This window comes from Nocardia farcinica (genome assembly GCF_029867845.1).
Lineage (GTDB): Bacteria > Actinomycetota > Actinomycetes > Mycobacteriales > Mycobacteriaceae > Nocardia > Nocardia farcinica_A.
In genome coordinates this window covers 1-4,660 of record NZ_JARWRU010000138.1, presented here as the reverse complement: position 1 = coordinate 4,660, position 4,660 = coordinate 1, and the positions used below count along the sequence as shown (strand labels likewise).

At 73.1% G+C, this 4,660-nt stretch carries 4 protein-coding genes; all 4 read right to left on the bottom strand.

From position 1 onward, the window contains the following. On the bottom strand, window positions 1-830 hold an 830-nt coding region (locus QH283_RS02720), incomplete at its 3' end, for a carbon-nitrogen hydrolase family protein (RefSeq protein ID WP_280501435.1). 242 nt (window positions 831-1,072) lie between these two features. Continuing rightward, complete coding sequence (locus QH283_RS02715) at window positions 1,073-2,485, bottom strand: aldehyde dehydrogenase family protein (protein WP_280501434.1); 1,413 nt, start codon at window positions 2,483-2,485, stop codon at window positions 1,073-1,075. Between the two features lie 10 nt (window positions 2,486-2,495). After that, complete coding sequence (locus QH283_RS02710) at window positions 2,496-3,635, bottom strand: FAD-dependent oxidoreductase (protein ID WP_280501433.1); 1,140 nt, start codon at window positions 3,633-3,635, stop codon at window positions 2,496-2,498. A 13-nt stretch (window positions 3,636-3,648) separates the two neighbouring features. Then, window positions 3,649-4,660, bottom strand: a 1,012-nt coding sequence (locus QH283_RS02705) for an aldehyde dehydrogenase family protein (protein ID WP_280501432.1), incomplete at its 5' end; no start/stop codon positions are given.

Here is a 4,660-nt window from a genome sequence, read left to right as displayed (position 1 = left end):
CTTGATGCGGCGGCAGCGCCAGATGTGTATATGTGCCAGGGGCGGCGTTTGTCGTCGGCGCGGGCCGGGTCGATGTCGGCGACCACGATCGCCTCGCCGGTGGGCGGCGCGATGGCCACCACCGTCCCGTCGGGGGCGACGATCTGGCTCTCGCCCGCGCCGTGCAGGCGGTCGGCGGGCACTCCCAGTTTCGCGGCGATCTCGGGCAGGTGTTCGGCGGGCAGCAGCGGCCCGACCTTGTTGGCGGCCACCACCCAGCATTTGTTCTCCGCGGCGCGCACCGGCACGTGCAGGCTCGCCTCGTCGACGGCGAAGGAGTTGAGACTGTTCAGCAGGATCTGCGCGCCGCGCACCGCCAGCGAGCGGGTCACCTCGTTGATGACGCCTTCCATGCACGCGTACATGCCCAGCCTGCCCAGTGGCGTGTCGACCACGGCGGAATCGCTGCTGCCGGCGTCGAAGTAGTCGTTCTCCGCGCCCATGAGCACCTGCTTGTCGGATTCGGCCAGCAGGTCGCCGTCCGGGCCGTAGAGCAGGCTGGTCGCGGTGGTGCGGCCGTCGGTGCGGGCCAGGCTCACGCCGATCTTGACGTACACGCGGTGGCGGGCGGCACGGCCTGCCACGGCGGTGAGGAAGTCGTCGCCGAGCCTGCGTGCCTCGCGGCGTGCGTGCGTTCGGTCTGCGTACCAGGACAGGTGGTTGCAGAATTCCGGCAGGACCACCAGTTCGGCACCCGCCTCGGCGGCGGCGTCGATCGCGCGCAGACAGGCGAGCAGATTGACCGCCGCATCGGTGCCCGCGGCGAACTGCGCGGCTGCGACTCGACTCATGGCATCGTCCTCTTCTCGCTACGCAGTATGCCAGGTGTTTCGCTCATCGAAACGATGTTTCCGAATTTTCTGATTCTGTCCCAATGTTGGTCGCTCGTCCAGGCGGGTAACGGTCTCTTCACGGCGCCGTAACGGGCTCTCGGGAGCGGCTGCGGCGACGGCCATTCGGCGGTGGCCGCCGCCGCTCGCGGGTGACCGGGCGGGCGGCGGGAACGGCGCGGCGGGCGGCGGGAAAGACATGGTCAGGTGGGGTAGGCATTGGCCGCCGTCCCCGCGCCGCCGGCTCGGAAGGCGGCGGGCAGATGCCGGACGACCGGCTGCGCGTACTCGCGCAGGCCCTCGTCGCCGTACTCGCGCCCGAAGCCGCTGTCCTTCGTCCCGCCGAACGGCGCGCGCAGCGACATGCCCGTCCGGTTGTGGGTGTTCACGAACGTGAACCCGGCCTCGAGGCGGGCGGCGACCGCGAAGGCGCGGTCCTCGTCGGCCGACCACACCGAGGCGCCCAAGCCGAGCTCGCTGTCGTTGGCCCTGGCGACGGCCTCGTCCACGGTGTCGTAGGCCAGCACCGGCAGGACCGGACCGAACTGTTCCCGGCGGACCAGCTCGGCGTCGTCGGGAAGATCGAGAACCAGGGTGGGGGAGAGGAAATAGCCCGCACCGTCCGGTGCGTCGGCGAGGACGACGGGCCTGCCGCCCCGGGCGAGCGCCTCGGCCAGCAAGCCCCCGATCCGATCCGCGGCCGCGCGGGAGACCACCGGCCCCATGGTGACCGCCTCGTCCACCGGATCGCCCACGGTCAGCACGCGCGCCGCCGCGGCCAGATAGGCGTCGAGGAACTCGGCGAACCTCCGGCGCGGCACGTACAGCCGTTTCGCGGCCATGCAGACCTGGCCCGCGGTGGCGAAGGAGGCCATGACCAGCCGCTCGTAATCGCCGTCGGTCAGCGCGAAATCGTCGAGGAGGACGGCCGGATCGTTGCCGCCGAGTTCCAGCAGCACCGGGGTGAGCGCCTGTCCGGCCGCGGCGGCGATGGCGCGTCCGGCGGACTCCCCGCCGGTGAAGGCCACCTTGCGCACCACCGGGTGCTCGATCAGCGCCAGCACCGTCTCGGGTCCGCCGTGCACGACGGTGGTCTCCGGCATGAGCGCGGCCACGGCCTGCACGGTCAGCGGCGCGAGCGGGGAGGGCTTGAGCAGCACGGTGTTTCCCGCCGCGAGGGCGGGACCGAGCTTGAGCATCGAGAGGATGACCGGCGCGTTCCACGGGGTGACGGCCAGGACCACGCCGAACGGGGCAGGGTCGATCGTCAGCCTGCCGAGCGGGTCGTCGGTCACCGAGCCCGCCAGCACCCCGGGAGCGCGGTCGCACACCCAGCGCAGATAGGTCACCGCGAAGGACAGTTCACCCCGGCAGTCGGCCACCGGCTTGCCGGACTCCCTGGCCAGCAGCACCGCCAGCTCCGGCACCCGCGCCGCCAGCGCCCGCGCCGCCTCGGACAGGGCCGCCAGCCGCTCGCTCAGCGGCCGCCGCGACCACATCGCGAACCTGGCGTGCGCCGCGCGGGCGGCCGCGTCCACCGCCGCGGGGCCGGTGACCGGCACCCGTCCGACGACTTCGGCGGGGCGGGCGGGGTTCTCGCGTTCGATCCACGGCACGGCGGCGGCCTCACGTCAGCGAATCGATCAGGCACGCGCGGCGCAGATAGGCGCGCGCGGCGGCGGGGTCGGCGGCCAGGCGGCGCAGGCGCTCGTGTTCGGCGGCGCTGTCGGCGCGGATGCGTGACCAGTTGTCGTGACTGGTGCGCTGCACGTGCTCCACCGCCACCGTCCGCCGTCGCCGCGCCGCCTCGGACAGGGCCTCGTCGGGGCCGCCGTCGAGCACGTCGGCGAGCGCGTCGGCCATGATCACCGCGTCGTGGATGCCGCTGTTCATGCCCAGTCCGCCGAGCGGATTGTTGACGTGGGCGGCATCGCCTGCCAGCAGCACCCGGCCGTGCCGGAAGCGATCGGCCACCCGCTGGTGCACCCGGTACAGGGAGGCGTGCAGGACCCGCCACGGCCTGCCGAGATCGGCGACCCCGGTCAGACGCTCCGGCAGACGGGCGATCTCGGCGTCGTCGGGCGTGCCGTCCGGGGTGGGCAGCAGCACCCGCCAGTGGCGCGGCGTGCGCAACAGCACCAGCCACTCCCGCGGATCGAACACGTAGTTGATCGGTGCGATTCCCGGCAGCGCCGCCGCCAGATCCTCCGCCACCGAGGCCACCAGGAAGCGTTCCGGGTAGGTGGCGCCCGCGAAGTCCGCGCCGAGCGCCTTGCGGACCGCCGAGTGCGCGCCGTCCGCGCCGATCAGCCAATCCGCCCGCAGCACACCGTGTTCGGTGTGGACCTCCACCACCTCGCCGTGCCGCACGACGTCGTGGACCCGTTGTCCGAAGCGCACCTCGGCGTGCGACGGCAGCGCGTCGAGCAGGATGGGGGTCAGCGTGCTCTGTTCGCACTGCACCCGGTACGGGAACGGGGTGTCTGCGGCGAGCACCGCCAGGTCGAGGGTGGCGATCTCGCCGCCGCGCCGGTCCCGGTACTGGAAGGTGGGCGCGATGATGCCGCGCTCGAGCAGCGGTCCGGCCACGCCGAGCCGGTCGAGCATCTCCAGGGTGGGCGGGTGGAAGGTCGAGGCGCGCGATTCGGCGGCCAGGGTCGCGCCCTGTTCGAGCACGGTGACCCGGATGCCTCTGCGCGCCAGGGTCAGCGCGGCGCTCAGGCCCACCGGCCCCGCCCCGGCGACCACCACCCTCGGTGCTGTCACGGCTGCCGCCCGGTCACGAGGTGTGCAGGGCGAAACGCCCCTCGACGCCGACCACTCTGGCGCCGGTGAAGAAGCGCAGCGTCTCGGCCGTGCCCTCCTCGCCGAGGCCGGACACCCCCCACGCCGGTCGCGGTGTCATCAGGTGCAGGCTCATGATCGACGAACCGTTGACCTTCACCTCGCCCGCCCGCACCCGGCGCGCCACCGCCAGCGCCTGTTCGAGGTCGGCGCCGCACACATAGCCCTCCAGGCCGTAGGGGACGGCGTTGGCGAGCGCGACCGGATCGGTGTGCGTGTCGTAGGTGACCACGGCGGCGACCGGTCCGAACACCTCCTCGGGCAGATCCCGCTCCACGAGCGTGGGCTGGACGTAGTTGCCCTCGGCGGGGAGTGTGCCGAACGAACGGGCAGGCAGGCCGGACACGGCCTCGGCCAGCAGTTTCGCGTGTCTGGAGTGGATCTGCGGACCCAGATCGGTCGCCGGGTCCAGCGGTGCGCCGATGGTCAGCGCGGCCAGCCGCTCGCCGATCGCCGCCACGATCTCGCCCGCCCGCGTCCGCGGCAGGATCAGCCTGCCCAGCGCCCGGCACCACTGACCGTTGAGCGTGGTCAGCAGTTCGGCCGCCATCCTCGCGGCGGTGCCGGTGTCGGCGTCGGGCAGCACGATCAGCGGGTTGTGCCCGCCCAGCTCCAGTTGCGCCGGGCGCAGCAGCGCCGCGCTCGCGGTGGCGACCGCCCGGCCGCCCGGCACGCCGCCGGTGAACGACACCGCCGCGATACGCGGATCGGCAACCAGCGCCGCACCGGTTTCCGCGCCGCCGTGCACCAGCTGGAACATCCCCGGCGGCACGTGTTCGGCGATCGCCCGTGCCAGCAGCACCGAACTGAACGGCGCCAGCTCGCTGACCTTCAGGATCACCGGGCAGCCCGCCGCGAGCGCGCTGGCGACCTTGTGCGCGGCCATCGGGGCGGGCGCGTTCCACGGCACCAGGCACAGCGCGGGACCGAGCGGCAGGCGGCGCACC